This is a genomic window from Serratia sp. Ag1, assembly GCF_000743355.1.
Classification (GTDB): domain Bacteria; phylum Pseudomonadota; class Gammaproteobacteria; order Enterobacterales; family Enterobacteriaceae; genus Chania.
Window position 1 is genome coordinate 202,280 of the sequence record NZ_JQEI01000002.1, and the last position, 24,586, is coordinate 226,865.

Sequence of the window (24,586 nt, forward strand, 5' to 3'; positions counted from 1 at the left end):
TTGCCGACAATCTGATGGGGCTAATTCATTTGGCTGCATCAGCGAGGGCCTCGAAAAGATCCTGCCACTGGCTGCCAACACGGATGAACACCGGTGGTTGCCCCAATGGTGCAGCTACGGTCACGCGCTGGCCACCGGCAAAGCGCTCCCCACTCCACAGGTGCTGCCACTGTTCACTGACGGGCAGATAGGCACTCCAGTCGTTTTGCCCTGCGGCGTGTACCGGTGCAACCAGTAAATCCCGGCCATAGAGGTATTGATCTTGAATGGTATAGGTAGCCAGATCATGTTCGTAATGAAGGAACAATGGCCGCTGTAACGGCAGCCCCTGGGTCTCGGCTTCGTCGACCAGACTTTGCAGATAAGGCCGCAGGCCGACGTAGATACGGGTCATACGGGCAAAATGTGCGTAAGTGTCGGCATCCTGCCAAAACTGCACGTTGTGATCCGGTCTGTTACCTTCATGGGTGCGCATTACCGGCGTGAATGTGGCCATCTCTGCCCAGCGCTGAAACAGTTCCGCCGTACGCAGGTTGCCGTAAAGGCTGGTGTAACCGCCGATATCACTGTGGTGGTAAGCATTGCCCAGCAATCCAGAAGACAGGGCACCGCAAATGACGGTTTGCAGGCCATCGTGACGGCTGAAATCGACCGACTGATCCCCCGCCCACAGCAGCGGGCAGTGACGCTGCACACCGCTGTAGCCCGCACGCATGAAAAACAACGCCTCGCCGGTCTTGCCAGCGGCAGCAATTGCCCGCGCGTTGACTTCTGCCCAGCGTACTGGCCAGGCGTTGTGTTCAAGCATGGGGTCTGCATCGCCAGCAAGTTTCAGATCGATGGGCAAGTACTCGCCAAAGTCTGCCATCCAGCCAGATAGCCCTTTATCGAGCATTTCGCGGCGTAAAATACGCTCCTCGAACCACTGAGCAGCCGCAGGCAAGGTGAAGTCAACGACGCCGCAAAGGAACTCACCGAAATCTACCAGATAGGTGCCGCCTTCAGCCCGCGTCGCCAGATAACCGGCCTCCTGCGCTTCGAGAAAGAGCTGACCGTCGTTGCATAAGTATGGGTTAACGTAACCCATGAAACGGATGCCCTGGGACTCAAGGTTAGCAACCCATGCGGCATGATCGGGGTAACGCACAGCGTTCCATTGCCAGTCCCAGAACAGCCGTTTACCGAATGAAGTAATGCGCAAGCCTTCCCAGTCTTCACACCAAAGCGCGCTGACGGCGACACCTTTTTCCAGTGCGTCTTCAAGACGCAACTGGGCATGTTCGTAACCGTTCTTCAGGCCAAGAATGGCACCGTTCATCACCCACTCTGGCAGGCGTGGCTGACGGCCGAAATGGCTCGACACCCGGCTGACCAGAGTAGGAAAGTCATCACCCAGCATAAATTCGAATGCTTCAGGTACTGCCCAAAACTGTAATTCGTGAAAGCTGTCATGACGGAAATCGAAGTCCGCATAGGCCGTGGTCACTGCGTGCAGGCAATAACGCTGAGACGAAATATAAGTCGGCTGGGGATAATTGGTGTGGTAGTAATCGCCACCAGCATTGGCTTCATTATCGGCCTGCAAGGTCAGCCACGTCGACTTGTCCCGGCCAACCCCAGGCTCTGAAGTCCATAACGGGAAATGTCGGCCACGCAGATCAAAATAAGACATCTGCTCGCCACAGCCCCAAACGTGTTCATCAGCCAATGCTGGCACGCGTAACCAAAAGCGATTGATACCAGCATCAGCATTCAGCGGAACCAGCCGCAACAGGTTACCTTTTACCTCCAGTTTCAAACTGAGGATCAGCGGGCCGTCAGCCCAGGTGCGAAAATCAACGCGCGCTGCCGCTTTATCCAGCCAGACGTGACGTAGGGCAATCCGTTCGTGCACATAATCATGAATGGAGAAATTACCACGTTGCATGGTGATATCGGCTTCACCCTGGCCAACATAAATCGCTGGTGTGCTTTCGCTGTGACGGAACAACACACGCCCATCGACCACCAGTTGAATTTCGCTATCCGTTTGTACAAAGCCTGCGGTGGCCAGTGAAGTTAAAGATGGCATCAGGACTGCACCTCGTAAGTGGGTTGGTTGGACTCATTCGCCTTTTGCTGCCAACGATTGCGGATAACGCGCGCCGCGATGAATGCCAATACCCAGACCGCAGCCAACAGCGGCACATACCAATCGCTCGGCCCGTTGGTGCTGGCGACACCCAGCGGGGAAAAGGTCAGGTAAATCGATACCAGGGCGCCGATCAGCACAACGCTGAAGCTTCCGGCATGGCGCCAGGGAGTCAGATCCATGATCCGGCTTGAGGTTTGTGCGACGTAAGGTTCGGCACAGGCAAAGCGGTTACGCAGAGCAATCAGGATCACCATCTCAATGGCGAACATAATGCCCATGACATGAATAAAGCTGATACCCAATAATGCGTCGATCTTGAAGCCCAGTACGAAAACTCCGTAGCAGACAGCATGCAGCCCCAATACCAGCTTGGCAGGGAACGCGCCGCCACGAGCATTGAAGAAACCAAACAGCATGATGGCGATGATCGGCATGTTGAAGAAACCGGTGAAGCGGCGCAGTACGGCGTAAATACCTTCTGGTGTGTACATCAGCATTGGCGCTACCAGTAACGACGCAAGGGCGGCGAGGATGCTGATGCGTTTACCAAAGCGCACCAGCGCTTCATCGTTGGCCAATGGCCGCAATGGCTTGTAGAAGTCGTAGGTGAGCAGTGTTGCGGTGCCGTTGATGATGGCGTTGAAGTGGCTCATGACGGTACCGAAAATCACCGCTACAAAGAAACCTTTCATCCACCAGGGCATCAAGGACGATACCAGCGCCGGATACGCCATGTCGGAATTCGATAGCGGCTGATCCCGGAACAGATGCCAGGCGATGACGCCAGGCATCAGCATTGCCAGCGGCACCAACAGCTTCAAGCAACCAGACAGCAGCACACCCTTCTGACCTTCAGCCAGGTTTTTAGCCGCCATACTCTTTTGTACGATGGCCTGATTGGTACACCAATAAAACAGGTTGGCAGCGATCATCCCGGTGAACAGTGCGCCGAACGGCACCTTATCCTGTGGGCCACCAATAGCGTTCAGCTTCTCGGGGGTATCGCGCATGATGGTCTGTGCTCCAGACAGCACGTCGCCGTGGCCGAGGGTCCACAAACCAATGACTGGGATCAGGATCACGACGATCAGTAGGCCAATACCGTTGATAGTGTCCGACACTGCCACAGCACGCAGACCACCGAGCACGGCATAAGCACCACCAATCACGCCAGTGCTGACGATCAGTAGCGATATGGTCGCCGGATAAGACCAGCCCATAATACTTTGCAGATCAAAAATCTGATTGAACGTGATCGCGCCCAGGTACAGCGAGGCAGGGTTGAGGACCAGTGTGTAGCTCGCCACCATGAGGGCACTGACCACCCGGCGAGTAGAGACATCGTAACGTTTCTCAATAAACTCCGGCAGTGTTGAAAACCCGCCTCGCAGGTAGCGGGGCAGAAAGAACATCGCCAGTGCGATGGTCGATACTGCGGCTGTAGCTTCCCACGCCATAGAACTCAGGTTATGCGCATACGAATCGCCGTTAAGGCCGATCAGTTGGTCGATGGACAAGTTGGTCAGCATCATCGAACCTGCGATAAACCAGCCATTGAGGCCACCACTGGCCATGAAGTAACCATGAGCACCAACGTCCTTTGCCTTACGAGTCAAGAACCAAGATATGGCGGCGACTAGGCAGGTAAAGAACAGCATGCTAATGAAGGTAAACAGAGATGTATTCATTTTTATAAGTGTTCTCCAACATGGGTTGCCTGGCTGCGCCGAGAAAATCGCAGCGCTGCTAAAATGCACGTGAAGAGCATAAACCAATAAAAATCGCATCGCTACGATTTTTGTTTCATTTTGGTTAAAAAAATACACACAGATAACAATTGTGACTTATCTTCTTGTTTGTGAATACTTTTTATCCGCTCTAAGGTCGTGATTGGCCAGCAACTCTGCTGTCAGGATAGCGGTCTGCAATCAACCGTAATTTCAAGGAGGCTGCCCAAAGAGAGGGCCTGGTGTTTTGCTTCATCTCACCGGTTTTTAACGTAAAGAAGGGCATAATTAGCGCTGGTATTTGGACGTTATCGATACCTACAAAAACTTTACCATGCACTTATTTTACCAACGTCCATATCCAAAGTGACGGGGACCGTGATCGAACCATAACTAGCGTCAGGTGTTAAACCACTTTATGATTAATTACCTTATTCTGATCACGACTCGCGACTGACGTTGTAAACGTTCCGCTTTCATTCTCCTGAGCTTTTTCATCCGAGGTAACAGATGAGCGACTTACCGCTAACCATAGCCAACCTCAATCTGGGTCGCCGCAAGGGCAACCGCGTAACGATGAGTGCAGTAGCTGAAAGGGCAAATGTTTCGCCCAGCACCGTTTCGTTGTTCCTGCGCGACCCCGATGCGGTATCCAGCAAACGTGCCGAACGCATACGCCAAGCCATTGCCGATACCGGCTACACCATCAACCGGTTAGCGGGTGCACTCGCGGCTTCGCACAGCCGCACGGTGGCAGTGATCGTTCCGTCGATGGTCAACGCATTTTTCTCTGAAACATTGCAGGCCATGCAGGACATTTTCGAAGAACGGGGTTATCAGTTGATGATTAGCAACAGTAACTACGATCCCGAGCGCGAGATGGAACTTCTGCGTGCGCATTTATCCTGGTCGCCAGCAGCGCTGGTACTGACCGGAAACCAACATGTCGCCCACCGCTCGATGCTAGAAGCCACCGGCATTCCGGTGGCAGAAATGTGGGAGTTGGGTGACGAACCCTTCCACCTTCAGGTCGGTTTTTTCCATGAGGCGGTCGGTACTGCGCTGGCGGAACACATGCATTCACTCGGCCTGCGGCGCTTAACCTATGTTGGCGTGCGTATGCACCTCGACCATCGCGCTCGCAAGCGTGCAGAAGGCTTACGTGTGTGGCTGGAAAAACAGGGCTGTATTGTCAATATCATTGACCTGGAAGAAAGCATTTCCGAAACGGCGCTGGCTCAAGTATTCGATCAATTGGCGCTGACCGCCGATCAACCTCAGGGGCTATGCTGCTCCAACGACGTATTGGCCATTGCCGCACTGTTTGAAGCTCGTCGTCGTGGCATTAAAGTCCCGACCGAACTGGCGATCGCTGGTTTCGGCGATTTGCCGTTGAGTAAACTCAGCGAACCTAGCCTCACCACCGTACGCCCTTATCCCATTGAGATTGGCCGCACCGTAGCGACACGGCTGTTGCAGTGGATTGAAACGGGGACTCTGCCCGCAAGGCCGGAAACGGTTGATCTGGGATTCGAGCTCATTGTACGCGAGAGCACTCGCCAATAACCTGAGCTCGGTGTGACAAACTGATGCGGGATGCACAGCACCCCGCGAACGGTTTAACGATCGATGCCGCCCAGGCACACGTATTTGATTTCCAGGTAATCCTCAATCCCGTACTTGGAACCCTCACGCCCCAGACCGGATTGTTTGACTCCACCGAACGGCGCCATTTCGTTCGCAATCGCTGCCGTGTTGACACCAACCATACCGTACTCCAACTCTTCGCTGACGCGCATGACTCGGCCGATATCGCGAGTATAAAAATAACTCGCCAGACCGAACTCGGTAGCGTTGGCCTGCGCGATGACCTCCTCTTCAGTGCTGAACCGGAACAGCGGTGCCAGCGGACCGAATGTTTCTTCCTGTGCGACCTTCATGGTGGCAGTGACGCCAGTCAACACGGTGGGTTGGAAGAAGCTGCCGCCCAGCGCGTGACGTTTGCCCCCGGTCACTAGCCGCGCGCCTTGTTCCAACGCATCGCTAATATGCTCTTCGACTTTTCGTACCGCAGCGTCGTCGATCATCGGCCCTTGAGTCACACCAGCCTCAGCCCCATTACCCAACACCAGTTTCTGCGCCGCACTGGCCAGTTTTTCAGCGAACAGGTTATAGATACCGTCTTGGACGTAAATACGATTCGCACAAACACAGGTTTGCCCGGCATTGCGGAACTTGGACAGCATTGCGCCCTCCACCGCCTGCTCCAAATCGGCATCATCAAACACAATAAACGGTGCGTTCCCCCCCAGTTCCATCGAGACTTTTTTGACCGTGTCGGCACACTGCCCAATCAACAGTTGCCCCACGGCGGTTGAGCCGGTAAAGCTGAATTTGCGCACCAGTTGATGCCGGGTCAGTACGCCGCCAATTTGCGTGGCACTGCCGGTAACGATGCTGAACACGCCAGCAGGAATGCCTGCACGCTCGGCCAGTGCGGCCAAAGCGAGTGCCGATAACGGGGTCTGACTGGCCGGGCGCAAGACCATAGCGCAACCGGCTGCCAGTGCTGGCGCGACTTTGCGGGTGATCATCGCGTGTGGGAAGTTCCACGGTGTGATCGCTGCAGCCACGCCTATCGGCTCCTTGGTAACAATAATGCGTTTATCACCCGACGGCTGCGGGATGGTGTCACCGTAAATGCGTTTGGCCTCTTCGGCAAACCACTGTACAAACGAAGTGCCATTGGCCAGTTCACCATGGGCTTCCGCCAATGGTTTGCCCTGCTCGGCGGTGAGTATCAGCGCGAGGTCATCAAGGTTTTCCTGCATCAATGCGTACCAGCCTTGCAGTAACTCCGAACGCTGCTTGGCGGTCTTGCGCTTCCACTGTTTGAAGGCGTTGTGTGCTGCAACCACTGCCCGCTCGGCTTCGGCTTCACCCATTTGCGGAACTCTGGCGATGACTTCACCAGTAGCAGGGTTGGTCACCGCAAAAGTGGCCCCGCTGTCAGCGGCGACCCATTGGCCATCGATATACGCTAGCTCTTTTAACAGTGAAGGATCCTTGAGGTTAAGCATGAGATATGAACTCCTGTACATGTCGAAAAATAGTATCTACCCGTCATACTTCAAGTTGCTTGGGTGTTGGCTGCACACCGTCGCCCCAGTCAGATAGTGGGCTATGCTCCTGGGGTCTCCGTTGCTGGCCGCCTACAAGCAACTCGAATTATTTTGGGTATAGTTATCAATGGATCGGCGGTTCGGGCACAATTTCCCCAGCTTGCAGAAAATCAAAATCACAGCCTTCGTTCGCCTGAGTGACGTGTTGCTGATAAAGAGCCGCGAAAGAACGGCCATATTGCCGGTGAACTGGCACATGTTCGGCACGGCGAAGCGCCAGCTCAGCATCGCTGACGCGCATGTTCAGCGTGCCAGCGGCGATATCCAGGTCGATAATGTCACCGGTACGCACCAGACACAGTGGCCCGCCCACAGCGGCTTCAGGTGCCACATGCAAAACACAGCTGCCATAATGGGTGCCACTCATTCGCGCATCTGAAATCCGCACCATGTCGCGTACGCCCGCCTCCAACAGCTTTTTGGGGATCGGCAGGTTGCCCCATTCGGGCATACCTGGTGCACCAACAGGCCCAGCATTACGCAGCACCAGCACGGTGTCTGCAGTCACCACCAACGCCGGATCGTCGATCATTCTGCTCAGGGTTTCGTGATCGTCGAACACCAGTGCCGGGCCCGAGTGTTTACGCAGAGCCGGGCTGGCAGCGGAAGATTTCATCACCGCACCGTCCGGGCACAGATTACCGCGCAACAAAGCCAGCGTGCTGCCTTGTTCAAGGCCCACAACCGGGTCGTCTATCGGGCGAATGATATCAGTGTCGTAACATTTGGCCTCGGCAAGTAAGGTATCCCAGGTCTGACCGGTAGCCCCAGCACAATCCAGTGACAGAAACGGTGCGATCTCACGCATCAGTGCACGCAGGCCACCAGCGAAGTGGTAGTCCTCCATCAAAGCATTGCCCGACGGGAACAGGTTCAGTAATACCGGGATCTTTGCCGCCGTTTCTGCCATTTGCTCAAGGGTCAGTTCAATGCCTGCACGTCGAGCCATGGCAATCAAGTGAATGGCCGCATTGGTTGAACCCCCCATCGCCATGTATACCGCAACACCATTGGCAAAGTGCGCTGGTGTCAGCCAGGTCGATGGACGGCGGTCGCGCCAGACCAGGTCAACGATGGTTTCGCCGCATTGAGAAGCCATGCGTGGATGTGCGGCGTCTGCGGCGGGAATACTCGACGCCCCCGGTAACGTGAAGCCGATGGCATCGGCGATGCTGGTCATCGTGGAGGCCGTACCAACGGTGTTACAGGTACCGATGGAGCGGGTCATCGCCCCTTCCAGCTCTTCCCAGGCTACGGTATCGATAAGCCCCAGACGGCGCTCATCCCAATACTTTTTAGTGTGTGTACCGGCCCCGGTCTTTACCCCGCGCCATTGTCCATTTGACATAGGCCCAGCCGGACAATAAAGCATCGGTAAATCCATACTCAGGGCACCCATCAATAAACCAGGTGTAGATTTGTCACACCCTCCTAGCAGCACCGCACCATCAATAGGCAGCGAACGCAGCAGCTCCTCGGTTTCCATCGCCAGCAGGTTGCGATACAGCATCGTGGTGGGTTTGACCATTACCTCGCCCACGGACTGTACGGGCAGTTCAACCGGGAATCCACCCGCTGCCCATACTCCCCGTTTCACTGCTTCCGCACGTTCACGCAAGTGAGAATGGCAGGGCGACAGTTCGCTCCACGTGTTGAGGATGGCAATCACCGGTTTGCCCATGAACTCCTCACGCCGCAGCCCAATCTGCTGCATGCGCTGACGGTGGGCGAATGCCCGAATAGTATCCGGGGCGAACCAACGCTGGCTGCGTAGCTCTTCCAGTTTTTTTTGATTGTCTGACATGACATTGTTCCCACTGGGTTTAAAAGGCCGACAACGCCACTGACACTTCCTGTTGAGGAGTTCTGTGTCAGCGGTGTTGGTTTTTAAAAACGCATCAGGCAGCTTTTGTAAACGTACTGCGGGTCCCGCTCGCTTTACAAAGCCAACATTGCGGGACCTGCCAGGCTTACACCGGACAACAACAACAAAATAAATACCCCTATTCTTAGTGTCTGAGGATCAATGGCAGGCGGATGACGACGCATGTACCACGTTAAGGCAAACACGACTGGAGCTGCTTCCAGCGCCAGATAAGCTGCCTGCAAGTCAAAGCGATGGGCATAGGTCAATAGCGTCAGCCGCAGAAAAGCATTGACTGCAAATACCATGATTAATGTGTCGCGAACCACCTGGGCCGCTAGCGGTTGACGATAGAGTTGATAAACCAGTGGTGGGCCAGCGCTGGAAAACAAGCCACCCATGATCCCGGATAGCGTCGCGAAACCACTGAAGCTCAGCCAACCGGAAAGTTGCTCAAGGTGCCGTGAACGAACTATCAGCATGAAGCTACATACGACAATCGTTAGGCCCAACAGCAGTTGCAGTAATTCACGCCCATGGGTACCCAGTACGTTCAACAGCTCCACACCGATGAATACCCCTAACAGGCTGCAGCTCAGAATCAACGCGACCAGTTTGGATGCCAGCTGTGGACGCCGCCGCAGCAGGATAAATGCGTTGATCAATGTCAGAACCGAACTGACGTTGGCGATGGTTTCCGTAGGGGCCAACTGCAACAGCCCGGTCAGACCCAACAGCAGTAAACCGAAGGCAAAACCCGTGGTGTTTTGTGCGAACGTCGCAATTGCGACACACAGCAAGAAACCAACGTGAGGCCAAACACCCATCATGCCCGCACCACCTTGAAACGGTCGATCTTGCCTGGCTTTATGCTTGCAACGACCATGGAGACTCCTTGTAGCTCAAACCGCCTGCCCCGTCAGTTAAAGTCAGTAAGGAGTAGCAACCGCTGCCGGAGCCTGGTGTGCTTTGAGCGTGGTCAGAAACTCGTTGGCCTTTTTCATCATCATGGCGATGTCCGAAGCCACGGCGGCGAAGGCATAACCTTGCTCGAGATAGCTTTGAACCAGTTCTGGCGTACCGCCGACGATCCCCATCGGCATACCGATCTTTTTTGCCCGAACGATGGCATCACTGATCATCATCTGTACCTGCGGATGCCCTGGATTGCCGATATGGCCGCAAGCTGCCGAGAGATCGCCTGGACCCAGAAACAACGCATCAACGCCCGGTATCGCGGCGATCTCTTCCAGGTTTGCCAAAGCGTTCGGTGTTTCGATTTGCAGGATGCAAGTGACTGCGTCATTCGCTTCCTTACCGTAATCAGCCCAAGTGCCGTAGCGGCTGGCTCGGTGTACCGCAGCAAAACCGCGCGTTCCCAAAGGGGGATATTTAACCGCGTCGACCGCAGCTTGCGCCTGCGCTGCGTTTTCCACGAACGGTACCATGACATTGAACGAACCCAGGTCGAGCGCACGCTTAAGCAATACCGGATCATTTGCAGCGACTCGCACAATCGGTTGTGCGCCGCCGCACTGAATAGCCTGAAGCAGATGCCACAGGTCACGGTATTCGATCGGCACATGTTCCATGTCCACCAACAGCCAATCAAAGCCTGCGTACCCCAGTGCTTCAGCGGTGCTCGCCGAAGCCGACATCAGCCATGTGCCAATCGGGGCAGTTAAGCCGTTCAAGCGGCTGGCAAAAGTGTGGTGGGAATGTTCGCTGGGCATACGTGCCTCCGTTCTAGGGTTTAGGGATCAGCACCCGGATTTTTCACCACGGTGTTAAATCGTAGCGCTGCAAATTATACGGAAAGCATATTCCAGAAACAATCGTAGCGCTACGATTATTAGCTGTTGCGGTAGTTAAAGTTCAAGAACCCAGGTAAATACCCAAAATAATTCGAGTTGCTTGTAGGCAGCAACTGAGTGACAAACCGGTCTTTGACCGGTTTGAACAGCGCTGGCACTGGCCCGCAGGGGCGAGTAACGCAGCCAATACCCAAGCAGCGACCTTCCCTGTTTCTAAGCTGCCTGTGCGGCAGTGAACGGGGGTTACCGCTCTAGAGCGCGTCCTCTAATTTCTAAGCTGCCTGTACGGCAGTGAACATTGCTCTGGCATGTGGTCAGCAGGTTGTTGATTTCTAAGCTGCCTGCGCGGCAGTGAACTTGGTAGAACTTGGTTCGCCAGTTTTTGCTATTTTCTAAGCTGCCTGCGCGGCAGTGAACGACCAAGTGAAAACGGAATTGCGCTGGCTGGATTTCTAAGCTGCCTGCGCGGCAGTGAACAATTTAAACTCGCGGCGGTTCTGATAAAGAATTTTCTAAGCTGCCTGCGCGGCAGTGAACTCACCACCGCTGTTGCTGCCTGTGCCGTCACGTTTCTAAGCTGCCTGCGCGGCAGTGAACAATTGCAGCCAGGGCGCACGTTATCTCGAATTTTTCTAAGCTGCCTGCGCGGCAGTGAACAACATCTGAACGACGCCGCCGAGCATCATTGCTTTCTAAGCTGCCTGTACGGCAGTGAACCAGATCGACGGCCGAGTCGGTTTTAGCCAGTTTTTCTAAGCTGCCTGTACGGCAGTGAACCTGGACTTGACCTTACTGCTGCATCACCTAATTTTCTAAGCTGCCTGTACGGCAGTGAACATTTACCGGCTGGTTTCAGCAATATTTGAGCATTTCTAAGCTGCCTGTACGGCAGTGAACGTTTCTTCCGCTTTAGTTACAATCGGCGTGTATTTCTAAGCTGCCTGTATGGCAGTGAACATCATGCTGGTATTACGGTAAGCAATGGCGATTTTCTAAGCTGCCTGTACGGCAGTGAACTTGCTGCAAGAAAATAAACTACTAGCCATCAATTTCTAAGCTGCCTGTACGGCAGTGAACGCGTAAATAAAGTTATTTTAGTTGGTAAATTATTTCTAAGCTGCCTGTACGGCAGTGAACCGTTCAAGCATAGCGCTAATCGCGTTAACTATCATTGAGTAACCTCACTTAAGGCTAAAAAACCCTTTTTCTCTCGCCTTCTTTTACCCATTTAAAATCAATATGTTATTCGCAGGCAAAAAAAGAGGGTCAACGATATCTTGGCTATTTACCCATTCGTTTATGGGAAATATCCTCTCGTTAACCCTCTATACCCTTCATATTTCAAGTTGCTTGGGTATCTATGCCACCGCTCTTAAATAAAGAAAGGTGGCATTACCTCATCATCACTGCTGCGGTTTTATCACCGCCCAAATCTCGCTGACACGTTCGATAATACTGTGGTGATTGCACGCAAGCGGGACGATGTTCAACTGTTCGCACGCCGCGCCCACTCCGTTGTCCTCACCAAACCTCGCCACTTTATCGCCAGCCAAAGCCTGATAATAAGAAGACATCTGTGTGGCTTTGAACAGCGTGACTTGGGTATGCCGTAGCCGCCCAGAGATCCGTCCTCGGCCAATCGCATTCTCGGCTTCCTCAACGGCTAACGCCCGCGTGGCGCCCTCACCATACACCCCCAGTTCTGCCAGCATGTTTTTGCGCAAGTCTGGAGTATCCTGATAATCCACTTTGACCTGATAGAAACTGTCCAACAGGTAAAGCTGGATATTTTTGACGCCCCGTTCCTCTAGCATGGCGGCAATCTCCATAGCAATCAATCCGCCCAAAGACCAACCCAGCAGTTGCACTACCGGCTGTTCCAACAGCCCTTGCTGTTCCATTTTGGCCAGATAATAGGCCGCCACGGAGGAGAGATCGGTCAGTTGCTGCTGGCAGTGGTAAAGGTTGTAGTTATCAACCCCGAGGCAGTTAACCTCTCCTTCCAGAGTCTGGGCAAAATTAAGGTAGGTTTCACACCCCACCAAGGCCGGGTGAATCATCCACAGGTTCCCTGCTCCCGGCTGATAACGGTTAAGGCGCTGAACGGGCTGATAGTTTTCCACCGCCAACATGCCACGGATCGTGCGATATTTAAACAGCTTCACCACCGGGACGGTTTCCCCCAGCAAGCTGGACATTTTCTGGCACAGCGAGATAGCCAGAATAGAGCTCCCCCCGCAAGCAAAGAAGTCATCGCTCACGCCAATATCCTGTTGCTGCAATGCCTCTTGCCACAGTGCGCACAGTTGCCGTTCCTGCTCGGTTTCCGGTGCAACATACTGGCGAGTGGCGCAAGACTCCGCAGGCAGCGGCAGTTGCTTACGGTCTATTTTCCCGTTGGCGTTAAGCGGGAACTCCGGCAGGAAAATAAACGCGGCGGGCACCATATAAGTCGGCAGGCGACCCTGTACCTGAATCAGCAAGCTCGAGTGATCCAAAGCGACGTCACTCACGTAGTAAGCGATTAACCGTTCCTGCTCACCCTCGGCTTTCACCACCAGGCATTGTTTGATCGCGCCAACCTCCATCAGGGTATTTTCAATTTCCCCTAATTCAACCCGGTAGCCATTCACTTTGACCTGATTATCAACCCGCCCGCAGAATTCAATATTGCCATCGTGCAGCCAGCGGCCCAGATCGCCAGTGCGATAGAGCCTTTCCCCGGTCGTCGGGTGCTTGATAAACTGCTCCGCCGTGCGGGCCGGATCGTTGAAATAGCCCTGGGCCAGCCCGACACCGCCAATAAACAGTTCGCCGACAATGCCCGCAGGTACAGGCGCTAGCTGCTCATCCAGAATATAAAAACGCTGGTTGGCGAGTGGCTGGCCGTAAGGAATGCTCTGCTGGAACAGCGCCCCTTTCTCCACTTCGTACATAATCGACCAGATCGCCGCCTCCGTCGCACCCCCGGCGCTGATAAAGCGGCAATCCGGCGACCAGCGGTGGCAGCGCTGTGGCAGGTTCACCGGGATCCAGTCACCGCTCAGCATCACCCGGCTTAAACCACGATTAGGCTGCAACCCTTCGCGCTCCACATACTGCATCAGCAGTTCAAACAATGCCGGAGCAGACTGCCAGAGCGTCACACGGTGCTCCAGCATCAGTTGGCACCAGGCATCTGGCTGATAACGCTGCTTTTCACTCGGGATGACCAAACGCCCACCGACCGACAACAGGCCAAAAATATCGTAGACCGACAGATCAAAGCTCAGCGCACTGATCGCCAACGTGGCATCGCCAGCGCCAACGTTCAGGCGGTGATTAATGTCGATAATAGTGTTACTGGCCGCAGCATGCTGAATCGCTACCCCTTTTGGCACCCCGGTGGAACCCGACGTAAAGATGACATAGGCCAACTGCGCCGGATCCACCGCCTCTGGTGGCAGAAGCTGAACAGGAACCGCTAAGTGCAGTGCCTGCCCGTTCTCCGCCAGGCAAATCGTCGTGAACTCCTCCGCCTGCCAAGGCCGATCGGTCAGCAGCAAGCGGCAACCCGCTTGTTGCATAATGCTCAAGCGGCGATTCTCAGGCCATGAGGTATCCATTGGCAGATAAGCACGGCCAGCCATGAGCACCGCCAGCACCGCGACAATCTGCGCCCGCCCTTTATCCAGCGCCACCGCAATCAGCGCCGAGCTGCCCGCATTGCTCTGCCGAATCTGGTTAGCAAGCACCAACGCCAACTGATACAGCTCACCGTAGGTACAACTCCCCTGTGAGTCGATCAAAGCGATATCCTGCGGGTGCGCGTTGGCCCATGCCATAAAGCCACGATGAATCGCGTGAGCGTAATCGGCTGATGGCCGGGTTTCCACCGCAGGTTGCAGCAACTTACGCTGCTCCTCGGCATTCAGCAGGCTCAGGCTGGCGACTTTGGCGGTTGGCGTTTGCACCATCACACGCAGTAATTGCTGATAATGCTGCATAAAGCGGTCGATGGTTTCAGGAGAAAACAGCGCGCAGGCGTAGTTGATATAAGCGGCAAGTTCCGGCTGCCCATCTTCAATCATCAAGCCCAGATCGAATTTCGCCACCTGATAGTAGTGGTTGAGATCCAGCGGGGTGAATAGCGCTTTTTCCTGTTGTGCGCCCATGACCTGCTCGACGCTGAACACCACCTGGAACAGCGGCTGTCTGGACAGATCGCGCTCAACGTTCAGGCTTTCCACCAGCTTCTCCAGCGGCATGTCCTGATATTCCTGGCTGGCCACGGTATTGCCGAACACCTGCCGAATCATCTCGTCAACGCGCATTCCCGGTTCAATGCTATTGCGCAGCACCAGCGTGTTGACAAACAAACCAATCAACGGCTCGATCTGAGCATGCGAACGGTTGGCTACCGGCGCACCAATCACGATATCCTGCTGATGGCTGTATTTACCGAGCAACAGAGTGAAGCCGGTCAGTAATACCGCATGTAGCGTGACACCGGTAGTGCGCGCCAGAGTGCGCAACTGTTCGCTCAGTTCGAGATCGACGTTAAAAGAAACCGTTGCCCCACGATGGTCAAACTCTTTTGGCCGTGGATAATCCGTGGGCAGTTCCAACAGCTGATAGCCCTGCATTTTATCCTGCCAGAACTGCTGCCGCACCTGGTGGCGTTCGCTGCCCAGTTGGCTCTCCAGCCAGGAGGCATAGTCAGAGTATTGGATGGTCAACTCGGGCAGCGTCAGCGGGGTATCCCAGGCAAAGAACGCATAATGCCCCTCAAGTTCAGCCAGCAACAGGTTCGCCGACCAGCCATCAAAAGCGATGTGATGCACGTTAAGCAAAGAGAAAAGGGTCAACCGCCCGTCAGTCTCCCGGCGTTCGATCAGCATATGGCGTATCGGATATTCTTTACGCAGGTCGAAAGGCCGGTGAATGACGGATGCCAGCGTGCTTTCCCATGCGTCGGCGGCCACTTGCAGACGTTCCAGCGGCAGAGGTTTTTGCTGCAAGACAAACTGCGTGGTGCCATCTTCCGCATTCTGCACAACCAGGCTGCGCAGCAGATGGTGGCGCGTGACCACCGCCTGCAATGCCTGCAGATAAGCGGTAACATTAATCTCCGCCCCCAGTTCAAACAGCACCGGAACCTGATACAGATCGTTACCCTGCATCAGTTCGTCAAGGAACCATAAACGCATCTGTGATGATGACAGCGGGTAACGGGTCTGCGCCAGCGCCGCGATAGGCCCAGCCGCATGCACCGCCGTCTGCTGTTGCAGATGCTGGCAAAACTGTCGGATGGTCGGATAGGCGCTGAGCATGGCAAACGTCACGTCTCTTTCCAGAGCCTGGCTCAACCGGTTACACAGGGTAATCGCCTGGATGGAGTTACCACCGCTGCTGTAAAAATTATCGTCAATCCCAATACGTTCGGCATGCAGAACCTCGGCCCACAGCTCACAGCAAAGTATTTCCTGCTCGGTGCTCGGAGCCGCATAGGCTTTCTGGCTCAGGCTCGGCTCCGGTACTGGCAGCGCACGGCGATCAACCTTGCCATTGACGCTTAATGGGAAGCTCTCCAGCGCGATCAAATCGGCGGGGCGCATATATTCCGGCAACGTCTGCGCCAGCAGCGCGTGCAGATAAGCGTGATCCATCTCCTGGCTGGCGGTGTAATACAGCAAGATCCTCGGGTTGCTCTCGGTTACCAGCGCCACACATTGGCCGATCTCCGGCAAGGCAGCCAGAGGGCGCTCTATTTCCCCCAGCTCAATGCGGTAACCATTGAGTTTGACCTGATTGTCGCTACGCCCCAGGAACTGGACATTGCCATTTTCCAGCACCCGGCCCAGATCCCCTGTGCGGTAAAGGCGTTCGCCGGTCTGAGGATGATAAATAAAGCTCTCGGAAGTGCGCTCAGGATCGTTGAAATAGCCTTGTGCCAACCCGACACCACCGATAAACAACTCACCCACCACGCCCTGCGGCAGCGGTTTTAGTCCGGTATCCAGAACATAAACCGATTGATTGGCTAGCGTAGGCCCAATCGGAATGCTTTGCTGGAACTGTTCCGTTGGCACCACTTCATACATGGTTGAACAGATAGCGACTTCGGTCACGCCCCAGCAGTTGAGGAAACGGCATTGTTCACCCCAGGCAAAACAGCGCTGTGCCAGCGTCGGCGAAACCCAATCCCCACCTAATATCACCGAACGTAATGGGGAAGCAGAATCGCTGGCATATTGTTCCTTATGCTGAAGCAACAGATCAAAGAAGGCCGGGGTAGAGAACCAGACGGTTACCTGATGCTGCAAGAGCAGCTCATACCAGGCCTGCGGTTGATAGCGTTGCGACTCGGTCGGGATCACCACGCGCCCCCCCGCTGAGAGCATGCCAAAAATGTCGTAGACCGAGACATCAAAACTCAGCGCACTGACGGACAAGGTCGCATCGCCCGAACCCACATTCAGCAGGTTATTCATTGCAATAACGGTATTTGTGATAGCCGCATGGGAGATCGCCACGCCTTTCGGCACCCCGGTAGAGCCAGAGGTAAAGATGACATACGCCAACGCGTCTATCTCCACGGGCTGCGGTGCCAATAAAGGCTCAGGGAATGGCACGCCTTGGGCCTTACCGGTGTTATCCAGCACCAGCGAAGCAAAGGCGGCGTTCTTCCAAGGCTCATCACACAGCACCATCCCGATGCCTGCCTGTTCAACGATCGTCAAACGGCGTTTTTCCGGCCACGATTTGTCCATCGGCTGGTAGGCTTTGCCCGCCATCAAGGTGGCCAGAATGGCGATCACCTGGGCACGCCCTTTGTCCATCAGAATAGCGACTAACGCCGAATCACGGCCCGCGCACTGACGTATCTGGTTCGAAAGCACCAACGCCGCCTGATACAGTTCGCCATAACTGCAACTGCCCAAAGCGTCGATGACGGCAATATCGTCCGGGTGTTTCAACGCCCAATCCATAAAGCTCTGATGCAGAGCACGGCGATAGTCAAACGACGAGCTGGCCGCCAGCATCGGCTGTGGAACCGGTTCGCTGGCCGTCAGCAACGGCAATTGATGATGCGGAACGTACAGATGAGCCGGTAGACGTTCCAGCAGGGCGATCAGCAAGGATAACAGCGTGTCGGCTTTCTGCTCGGTCAGATACGGGGTGGCATACGCCAGCGACAGCATCAGCCCCTCATCGGTGGTGTGAGCCAACAGGTTCAGCGGATAATCCGTTTTCTCGGCGGTCGAGCGGATGCGCACCGGCAACTCCGGCATCTCCACGCTCGGGTAGTTTTCAAACACCAGCAAACTGTGGAATAGCGCTTCGCCACCGTAGCTCAGTTCAGCCAGAGGTTGATAACTGTACTCATCCAGCGCATTCAGGGAGCGCTGAATCGCCTGCAACTGTTGCAAACAGCTATGGTCGTTATCCCACTCCACCTTCAACGGCAGGGTGTTGATATACAGGCCGACGCTTTCTTCGATCCCATCAATCGGCAGGTTACGGCCAGACAGCGTGGTACCCACCAGCGTGACCTCCTGCCGACTGTAGATATGCAGTAACTTATGCCAGACAAACTGCAACATCACATTCAGCGTCACCCCCTGGTTCTGCGCCAGTTGCTGCATTGAGGCAAACACGGCGGCAGGCAGCAGGCGCTTGAGCATGGTCTGCTCTGCGCTTGCGGTGCTTTTGGGCTCGTAAGGTACGCTGAGCAGGTAAGAGATATCATTCGCCTGGCATTGGTTAAGCTGTTGCTGTTGCCAATAGGCGCGGCTGTTTTCCGCCTGCTCCAGATAGTAGCGCTGCGCTTGCAGGTAGGTGATTTCCTGCTGGCGCTCGGGCTGTTGCCCAGCCTGTAGCTGTTGGTAGGCTTGATGGACATACTGCAGCAAGAGCTGGCCGCTCCACCCATCGGTGATACTGTGGTGTACGGTATACACCAGGCAGTAATGCTGCTCGCTCACCCGCACCAGCCGCACGCGGAACAAACCCGGCTGTTGCAGATCGAACGGCTGCACGCGTTGTTGTTCGCACAACTGGTTCAGAGCCTGCTGCCAATCCTCCTGCGGCTGGTAATCGACATATTGCCAATCCATCTCCGCTTCGGCGCAAATCACCTGCAACGGCTGCCATTGCCAGTTGAAGCAGGTCCGCAAAATAGGGTAACGCACCATGGCCATTTCCCACGCCTGCCGATAGGCGGTCGGGTTCAGCTCGGTAAGATAATCCAGCACCATTTGCACCCGATAGCTCGGATCGTCCGGTTGGCTGACCGCATGATAGATAAACCCTTGTTGCAGGCTATTGCAGGGGAAGACTGCCTGCGGCACATAGCGCTGTTGCAACTGGTGCCACAGCGTAGCAGGCAGTTCGTCGCCCATCACCGCCGGTAAGCCCCGGTCTTGCTCAATCAACTGCTGGATTTGATGGGTAAATTGCCGGGCAACCTCCACCAGAGCCGACGCCGCCACCATGCCGTCCAGGCGGAAGCACAACTGCTCATCCGCAACCCAGCTATTGAGTACCAGCAGTTCGCGGTTGATATTGGCAGGATGGCTGTTTTGCCCCGCAGGCTCGGCCAGCAGTTGCCATTCAGCCCCCTGATCGGCAAATTGCCCCAGATAGTTGAAAATCACCCCAGGGTGGCGCAACGCTGGCCGCTGTTCGCCACCGCGACTGCGCAGCACGCCATAGCCAATGCCATGGTTTGGCACCGCCTCCAGCGCCGAGTGAACCCGCTCGATATCCAGTTGCGGATCATCCGCCAGAGTAAAGTTCACCGGGTACAGTGCGGTAAACCAGCCAAGCGTGCGCCCAACGTCCATTTGGCCGCCGGGTAAGTCACGCCCGTGGCTTTCTAACATCAGCGTATGGCTGTCTGCCTGGCTGTAATGGCGCAAGGTACGCAACCACGCGGCGATCAGCACATCATTGGTCTGCTCGCTCATCTGTAGCAGCCTGCCAGTGGCCACCGCATCCAGTTGGCCATAATGCAGGTTAAGCTGGTCACTCAAGGTGAAATCGGCGCGATAATCCCGCTGGTGCTCACACTGCCACCGCCAGTAATCTGCTTCCGTCGCCTCCGCCGGAGCATAATCCAGCAGAGCCGTCACCCACTGCCGATAGCTGGCCGATTTTGGCCCCAAAGCTTCGCCAAGATATAAACGACGCAGGTCTTCCACCAGAATACGCCAGGAAACCGCATCGATAATCAGATGGTGACAAGCAAAGAAAATACGCGCGGTGCCATCCGGATAACCATCAACATAGCCAAACTGCCACAACGGGCCTTGCTGATAATCAAAACCACGTTGCCACGCGCTGAACAACGCTTGTAATTCAGCATCAGAATGCTCGGCCCGGTGCGCATGCTGCAACGGACGCGGAGCCAGTTCCGCCTGATAATGCTGGCGATAACCACGTTGCTCTAAGGTAAAACAGGTGCGCAACATATCGTGCTGCACCGCCAACGCATTGATCGCCTGCTGCAAACGGCCCAGATCCAACTCCGGCACGCGGATCAGGAATGATTGGTTCCAATAATTATCCTGCTCGAACTCCTGCTCAAAGAACCAGGCCTGGGTAGGCGACAGGGGAATATCCTGGCTGAGGTTGCCCTGCTCAGCCGGTACTGCGTCTTGCAACGCCGTCGTGGCAAGATTCTCCAGCAATGCCCCAATCGAACGATACTGATAAAGATCCTGAGTGCGGCATACCAGGCCGATTCTGCGCATCTCGGACACCAGGCGGATCGCGGTAATAGAATCCCCGCCAAGCCGCAGGAAATCATCATTGAGCCCGATGTCTTCCAACCCCATCACCTGTTGCCAAACCGCCTGTAGCTGCTTTTCCTGATAGGTGCTGGCCGGGCGATAGTCATTGCAAGCCTGGTTGTAGTCCGGCTCAGGCAATGCCCGGGTATCCAGTTTGCCGTTGAGGGTTAACGGCAGCGCCATCAATTGCACCAAGACCGTCGGCACCATATAGTCCGGCAGTCGTTCCGCCAACTGGCGTTTTACCTGTTCATCATTGAGCGTTATCTCGGCAACATAATAAGCCACGATCCGCGGATTCTCCTGCCCACGCACCACCACCGCACAGTAAGCCACAGAGGTGACCGCCACAAAGGCTTGCTCAATCTCACTTAACTCAATCCGGTGTCCATGGATTTTGACCTGGAAATCGTTCCGGCCAACATACTCCAACTCACCGCCCGGTAACCAACGCACCCGATCGCCAGTACGGTAAAGCCGCTGATATTCGGCTTCGTCTGCCTGTGCAAACGGGTTGGCAATAAACTTTTCCTGCGTCAGTTGCGGTTGATTCAGGTAGCCCCGCGCCAGCCCAAGCCCTGAAATACCAAGCTCCCCTGGCACACCGACAGGCAACGGTTGCTGCTGGCTGTCTAACACGTACAGGCGCACGCCAGGCAACGGGCGACCTATGTTATTCGCCCCGTTGTGGCGGTACAGGTTGATAGAGGCGCACACGCTCGCTTCTGAAGGCCCATAACCGTTAAATAACCGGTGCCCCAGTTGGGTGTAATGGTCAAGGCATGCCAGAGAGGTCGCCTCACCGGCCACCACAATCTGCGATAAACATGCCGGAATGTTCGGCTGTAGCTTTAATAACGCGGGCGGTAAATGGGCAAATTCAATCTGATGGCGTTCAATCAGCGCCAACAATGCGGGCAGATCGTGACGTTGTTCTTCAGAGGCCACCACCAGCGTATCGCCGCCGCACAGAGGGATATAAGTTTCCGCCACGTGAGCGTCAAACACCACGGAAGCAAACTGCAGGCAGCACCGTGCGTTATCGGAGTGGCCGATAACGGTTTGGAACCCACGCACCATATTGAGCACCCCCTGGTGTTCCAGCAAGGTGCCTTTGGGTTGCCCGGTGGTTCCTGAGGTATAGATGACATAAGCCAACTGATGAGGGGAGTACGCGACAGCCAAAGGCACATCGCTCACGGCCTCATCGTCGGCCCATTCATCCATTGCCCACAGTTCTGTCGGCAACGCCATATCCTGCAGTTTCGCCCGTAGCCCCTGTTCGGTGATCAGCATAGGGGCACCACTGTCGGCCAGAATGTAGCTGATGCGTTGCTTAGGCAGTTGCGGTTCTAAAGGAATGTAAGCCGCGCCCGTTTTCATAATCGCCAGCATGGTAACGATCATGTCTACGCCACGGTTCAGGCACAGCGGGAGCAGGGTATCCGGGCCAATCCTTTTTTGCGTGATGCGCTGATAGTTTTCGGCGATCCGGTGGGCCAGTCGGTGACTTTTTTGTTCCAGTTCCTGATAGGTCAATTGCTGGTGCTCATCGACCAAGGCAATACGCTGTGGATATTTTTGCGCCTGTTCGGTGATGGCCTGATGCAAGGTGCCTGGAGCCCTCACCGCTGCTGATTGCGGGAGATTCCACTCGATCAACTGCTCGCGCTGTTGAGCCGGGGTCAGCAACGGGATGCTGTCTAACGGTTGCTCTGGGTTCAGCAACACCTGATTTAACAACTGCTGGAACTGCTCGGCCATCGCGCTAATTTGCTGCGCAGCAAACCGTTCTGGCTGATAGCGGATACGGAATGCGATCTCGTCACTTTGCTCCTGATACTCCAAAACAAGCTCTGCGTTGGCCAGGCTCTCATCAAACCGATGGTGACAACGCGTTTGGCACCCGTTTAACTCCAGCGTCAGCTCATTGAAATGCGCTTGAGCAAAGCTGACGTTTGGCCGTATCCCACTATTTTTCAACACTTCATAAATCGGCCAGCGGGTAAAACGTAACCCCGGTTTAGCCTTCAAGGAACGGTTGTGCGCTAAAGTCCGCCGATAAACATCAGCAAAGCTATCCCCTTGGTGTACAAAGAAGGGGAATACCGCCGTATTCACCTGCGCCCCTAAGTGCAGATGGCTACCGTTCTCCATAGAAACCGGGTAAGCGATATGTGCCGCCTCACTTTGGCAATAGCGGGCGATCAATAAAGCCCAAACCGTTTTAAACACCAGAAATGCATTAGCATGCTTTATTGATGACTTGAGAGACTCCCATTTTCTTAGAGTAAGTAGGAATTTTACTTGCTTATCGGTAGGGAGTTCATCAGAGCAATATAGATAAGGGAGATCGTTATTTTTAGGCAGTCCCTTCAAGGCATTCTGCCAAAATGCATTCGGATTGGCGGTAGACAGTTCCTTTAACTTAACCAGGTAATTCTGAACTTTTTCCGAGAAATATCCTTCATAATTAATATTATTGTCGGTGGTCAGATCGTCATTATAATAATTCGACATGTCGGTATAAACATCAGCCACGGAAAGCCCATCAATGATGACATGATGTAGAACCATGACGAATTCATACACGTCATGGTCTTTATCATGGTAAAATCCATAGCTGAATAGCGGGCCATTATTCAGATCGAAAGGCCGCGTTGCTAAATCGGCCAAAGCTTGCAGGCTATTGCACTCTTCCAACCCTGTTACCAATGTGTCTTCATTTCTGCGCCATAAAAGCTGACCATCCTCTTCAATCAAATGGCTATCCAGCACGGGATATTTATTCAGAACGTATTTGACTGCCTGTTCAAGCTTATCAATATCCAATGAGCCAGAAATACTTTGGTCCATGATCATGTTGTACTTGCTTGAAAGAGGATCAAGCTGCCATTCAGTCCAAAATATTCTTGTATAAGGTGTTGCCAATAGGGTATGCATTTAGTGTTCCTTACCTGCAATAATAGTTAATCAAGTAAATTTCCACTTAGGAAAATTTAATTGATATTAAGAAATTGTGTGCATTGATTAGAACAAGGTTGCGTGTGTCACAGGGGCAGGCAGGGAGTCGCTTACCGTTCCTCGCACAGCGATCCCTGCAGGGGTAAGCCACTCAGCCCCTGTAGGTTGGAGCGTAACGGGTATATTTACTCGTCAAGAGAGCGCATGGATATTCACCAGCCGGGATTTAACGATATCCACTTTGTTCTCATTTTTTAACGTCGATAAGATACGCTGAATACTGCTGCGAGATAACGTGGTGCGCTGCTCAATAAACACCAGCACGGAGGTGTTGCGTCTAAAGTCATCAGGCAGTTCCATCAGATACGTCAACATACCTTTCACAATATCTTCAGACTTATATTTTAAAATACAGCTGTCACGAAAATACATCTGTGATAACTTATAGGAAATAACGCTGATAAATTCTTTTTGTAATTCTAATTTATTAATAAGGTATTGCGCACGCGTTCTGGGGATCTGATACAGGCAACTGCCTGGGCCCAGTTCAATTGAATAATAGATCCCCGCCCCCGGATAGCAGGACAAGCCAATCACATAGGGAGCAAAAACAGTGGAAACGACAAGGTTATCTTCCAATCGGCAAAGATTGGCACTCCCTTCTTCCAAAAGGTATAAATTAAAAAACTCAGGATCGGCCTTTATTCTAATACCTTGAGTTCTCCCCCCTGGTCGCTTGGGAGCTATTTTCTCCGCATGAGGAAGCAGCTCATTCAGTAGTCGACTGAATGCAGCATCAGGTTTTTCAACTTTAGACATACTTCACCATTTACTTAACGAAATAGCCTACGCTATCTTGCTCACATCCTTTGTCATCTAAAAAACTTGCACTCAAACTGTTTAGAATCATTTAACTTTGTGTAAGATGTTATAGAAAATAGTAGGGCTCTGCATCAGAATAATCAAAATAAAATATTCATCTAAAAGCAGTAGCGATGAACAAAAAAACAGTACAAAAAACTAATGGCATGCCAAATTACTACCCATTAATCTATGAAAAAACCGACATGAAGGAGTTAATAAAAAGAAATGAAATATAGCCAATGTTAATTAGTAGGTCATTTG

At 53.9% G+C, this 24,586-nt stretch carries 9 protein-coding genes; 1 reads left to right on the top strand and 8 read right to left on the bottom strand.

Annotation, left to right across the window (positions count from 1 at the left end; translation table 11 throughout):
- Positions 1-25: 25 nt before the first annotated feature.
- Both IV04_RS01205 and IV04_RS01210 read right to left on the bottom strand, forming a co-directional pair.
- Positions 26-2,071, bottom strand: coding sequence for an alpha-glucosidase (locus tag IV04_RS01205; protein ID WP_051916521.1), 2,046 nt, complete (start codon positions 2,069-2,071; stop codon positions 26-28).
- The gene (locus tag IV04_RS01210; RefSeq protein ID WP_051916523.1) at positions 2,071-3,822 is read right to left on the bottom strand and encodes a solute:sodium symporter family transporter; all 1,752 of its coding nucleotides are present in this window, start codon (positions 3,820-3,822) and stop codon (positions 2,071-2,073) included. The genes IV04_RS01205 and IV04_RS01210 overlap by 1 nt, the downstream gene beginning before the upstream one ends.
- A gap of 549 nt (positions 3,823-4,371) precedes the next feature.
- On the opposite strand from IV04_RS01210, the gene IV04_RS01215 reads away from it, so the two are divergent.
- Positions 4,372-5,427, top strand: a complete 1,056-nt coding sequence (locus IV04_RS01215) for a LacI family DNA-binding transcriptional regulator (protein ID WP_081893139.1) — start codon at positions 4,372-4,374, stop codon at positions 5,425-5,427.
- Positions 5,428-5,480: 53 nt separating this feature from the next.
- On the opposite strand, the gene IV04_RS01220 is transcribed toward IV04_RS01215, so the two are convergent.
- The 6 genes from IV04_RS01220 to IV04_RS01250 form a co-directional block, all read right to left on the bottom strand.
- Complete coding sequence (locus IV04_RS01220) at positions 5,481-6,941, bottom strand: 3-sulfolactaldehyde dehydrogenase (RefSeq protein ID WP_037396253.1); 1,461 nt, start codon at positions 6,939-6,941, stop codon at positions 5,481-5,483.
- 166 nt (positions 6,942-7,107) lie between these two features.
- On the bottom strand, positions 7,108-8,847 hold the full coding sequence (locus tag IV04_RS01225; protein WP_037396256.1) for a 6-deoxy-6-sulfo-D-gluconate dehydratase: 1,740 nt from the start codon (positions 8,845-8,847) through the stop codon (positions 7,108-7,110).
- A gap of 134 nt (positions 8,848-8,981) precedes the next feature.
- Complete coding sequence (locus IV04_RS01230; protein WP_081893140.1) at positions 8,982-9,737, bottom strand: TSUP family transporter; 756 nt, start codon at positions 9,735-9,737, stop codon at positions 8,982-8,984.
- Between the two features lie 99 nt (positions 9,738-9,836).
- Positions 9,837-10,640, bottom strand: coding sequence for an HpcH/HpaI aldolase/citrate lyase family protein (locus IV04_RS01235; protein ID WP_037396260.1), 804 nt, complete (start codon positions 10,638-10,640; stop codon positions 9,837-9,839).
- A gap of 1,484 nt (positions 10,641-12,124) precedes the next feature.
- Positions 12,125-23,440: a non-ribosomal peptide synthetase gene (locus tag IV04_RS24605; protein ID WP_072010804.1), complete on the bottom strand. Its 11,316-nt coding sequence runs from the start codon at positions 23,438-23,440 to the stop codon at positions 12,125-12,127.
- A gap of 213 nt (positions 23,441-23,653) precedes the next feature.
- Positions 23,654-24,280 (bottom strand): helix-turn-helix domain-containing protein, encoded by a 627-nt coding sequence (locus IV04_RS01250; RefSeq protein WP_037396263.1) that lies wholly within the window; start codon positions 24,278-24,280, stop codon positions 23,654-23,656.
- Positions 24,281-24,586 lie beyond the last annotated feature (306 nt).

What these genes read in the sequence shown, in the direction of transcription:
- IV04_RS01205 (WP_051916521.1), bottom strand. Translation starts at nt 2,071, where the DNA reads ATGCCATCTTTAACTTCACTGGCCACCGCAGGCTTTGTACAAACGGAT.
- IV04_RS01210 (WP_051916523.1), bottom strand. Translation starts at nt 3,822, where the DNA reads ATGAATACATCTCTGTTTACCTTCATTAGCATGCTGTTCTTTACCTGC.
- IV04_RS01235 (WP_037396260.1), bottom strand. Translation starts at nt 10,640, where the DNA reads ATGCCCAGCGAACATTCCCACCACACTTTTGCCAGCCGCTTGAACGGC.
- IV04_RS01250 (WP_037396263.1), bottom strand. Translation starts at nt 24,280, where the DNA reads ATGTCTAAAGTTGAAAAACCTGATGCTGCATTCAGTCGACTACTGAAT.
- IV04_RS01220 (WP_037396253.1), bottom strand. Translation starts at nt 6,941, where the DNA reads ATGCTTAACCTCAAGGATCCTTCACTGTTAAAAGAGCTAGCGTATATC.
- IV04_RS01230 (WP_081893140.1), bottom strand. Translation starts at nt 9,737, where the DNA reads ATGATGGGTGTTTGGCCTCACGTTGGTTTCTTGCTGTGTGTCGCAATT.
- IV04_RS01215 (WP_081893139.1), top strand. Translation starts at nt 4,372, where the DNA reads ATGAGCGACTTACCGCTAACCATAGCCAACCTCAATCTGGGTCGCCGC.
- IV04_RS01225 (WP_037396256.1), bottom strand. Translation starts at nt 8,847, where the DNA reads ATGTCAGACAATCAAAAAAAACTGGAAGAGCTACGCAGCCAGCGTTGG.
- IV04_RS24605 (WP_072010804.1), bottom strand. Translation starts at nt 23,440, where the DNA reads ATGCATACCCTATTGGCAACACCTTATACAAGAATATTTTGGACTGAA.